The following is a 2,451-nucleotide window of genomic DNA, read 5'->3' on the forward strand; positions in this document are numbered from 1 at the left end:
TTATGAATGCACTTAAAGAGAATCTTTCTGGCATAGGGATTCCCACGTTTGGTGATGTGTTCCTTGGCTAGAAAGTCCCCAGATTCATAGTGTCTGAGGTTAATCCCAATAAAAGCATTGATTTGATTGGCAGAGTGGAATCGACGAATGTCACCAAGTTCGCCAATAATACTTGTCGCTGTGATTTCAGCTATTCCAGGAATAGAGAGAAGAATCTCGTATTCTGGCAAAGGTTGAGCCAATGTTACTATCTCCTCTAAAACACCTTGTCTGCGTTCAGAAAGCCTAAGAACTCCCCTGCATAGTATTTGACCTCTTCTATCACTGGAGAGGTTTTCTTGACCGCACAATAAGACTGATTAGCTAGTTTTGTAAGCTTATCTACTAAGTAAGTCACACGTTTTTCAGAGATGCGTTTTGCCGTAGACTGACGGATGATAGCTGTTAATGTGGCGTCATCTGACTCCAGTACAAAACGATTACATGGAAAAGTCATGACCAAGTTCCAATATTGTTCCCCAGTTGTGTTTTCCAATTCAGGAAAAGTAATCTGTAAAACCTTGTGCAGACGGTTTTTAGCGTAGATAATATCCTCAGTAAGATTCTGATAGGAACGGCTGAAGTAGCGTAATTCTTGATAAAGCGCTTCTTGGACATGGCTTGGCTTGCGATTGAGAATGAACTGAGACGTGGTATAAGCGTAACTCTTATCCTCAAAGAATGCTTGAAGACGACGAGAATAGACCCCAGTCGCCTTGAAGACAATCTCTGACTGGTGAACAGTCTTTAAGTCCCCAAGTAATCGATTAAATCCGATGGCATCATTGGGTATGGTATAGCCATGTACTTTCTCTCCATTGATCAAGATGGCCACTTCTGAACTTGCTTTACTCACGTCAATCCCAAAAACTACTCGCATGATATTACCTTTTTGTCTTGAATGATTCCTTGCTTTAGTGATGTCATTTTCAATACTCGACGTTTTTCGTCCCACATACTTTGATAATATTCTTCCTAAAACAGGTGTCTTATCAGTTTTAGTTATGACGTCTAGCACCAAAGGACTTATCGACTTAACAAGACCTCTCTACTTTAACATAATGAAAAAGTAGTGAGTACTTTCTCCCGTCGGAGATTTCCTCACTACTAACCTTAGTATGTTTTAGTTTGATTTTAATTCGTTTGTTGTTGTAATAATCAATATAGTCTACAATGGCTTATTCAAGGTCCTCTAAAGACCTAAAGTGCTTCTCATAGCCATAAAACATTTCCGACTTCAAAATACCAAAGAACGACTCCATCATGCCGTTGTCTGGGCTGTTGCCCTTGCGTGACATGGAGGCTTGAATTCCCTTACTCTCTAGGAACCGATGATAAGAATCATGTTGGTATTGCCAGCCCTGGTCGCTGTGTAAAATGGTATTTTCATAGTATTTCTCTGTGAATGCCTGTTCTAACATACTCTTCACTTGTTCTAAGTTGGGCGAAGTAGAAAGATGATAAGCAATAATTTCACTGTTAAAGCCATCTAAAACAGGGGATAAATAGAGTTTCTGTGTGCTATTTGGAATGGCAAACTCCGTTACATCTGTATAGCACTTTTCCATTGGTTTGGTTGCTTCAAATTTGCGTTGAATGAGATTATCTGCTTTCTTGCCAATCTCTCCTCGGTAGGAAGAATACTTCCGTTTACGACGAATTCGAGCCGTTAGACCAAGGACCGTCATCAGACGTTGAACTTTCTTATGATTCACTACAAAACCACGATTTCTGAGTTCGAGAGTAACTCGGCAATAGCCATAATTTCCTTTATGGTCATTATAAATAGTCTGAATTTCGGTTTTAAGCTCTTTATCTTTATCAAGCCCATCTAGTTCCTTCAACTGATAGTAGTAAGTTGAGCGAGCTAAACGAGCCACTTCAAGAAGTAAATCTAGTCGAAATCCTCCTGAAACCATTTCTCTAACTGTCTCTGCCTTTCTCGCTCTAGGGCTTCGTCCCTTTCCTCTAACTCTTTTAACTTTTTTAGGTAGGCCACCTCGGTACGTAAACGTTCATTCTCCTCCTGGAGTCGTTCTAATTCTGTCATTTCTTCCCAAGTTTTCTTTCGTTTACGTCCCATTTTAGCTGATCTCCCTCTTGTTTTCTCAATAATAGTATACCCGTTTTTCTTGTATTGCGCCAGCCAATTTGGAAGCATACCACGATTTGGGAGAGCATATTTGAGAGAAACTCTATCTTGAGACCAGTTTTCATGTAAAACTTTATCAATCATTTCTTGTTTTAATTCTGGGGAATAGTATCGATTTTTTCCTTTTTTGACGAATTCTATTCCGTAACAATCAATCAATTTAATCATGTACCTAAGATTAGAATTGTTTATCCCAAATTTATTTGAAAGCTTCTCTAAGCTATATCCTTGTTTTCTAAGTTCATAGATCTGAACTTTAT

At 39.0% G+C, this 2,451-nt stretch carries 3 pseudogenes; all 3 read right to left on the reverse strand.

Annotation, left to right across the window (positions count from 1 at the left end):
- Positions 1 to 919, reverse strand: a pseudogene (locus M1F56_RS09655) (transposase); the annotation flags it as partial.
- A gap of 154 nt (positions 920 to 1,073) precedes the next feature.
- A pseudogene (locus M1F56_RS09660) lies at positions 1,074 to 1,238 on the reverse strand (IS3 family transposase); the annotation flags it as partial.
- A pseudogene (locus M1F56_RS09665) lies at positions 1,221 to 2,451 on the reverse strand (IS3 family transposase); the annotation flags it as partial. The pseudogenes M1F56_RS09660 and M1F56_RS09665, both read right to left, overlap by 18 nt.

Origin of the sequence: Streptococcus oralis (assembly GCF_023109005.1) — a bacterium.
GTDB lineage: Bacteria > Bacillota > Bacilli > Lactobacillales > Streptococcaceae > Streptococcus > Streptococcus oralis_BU.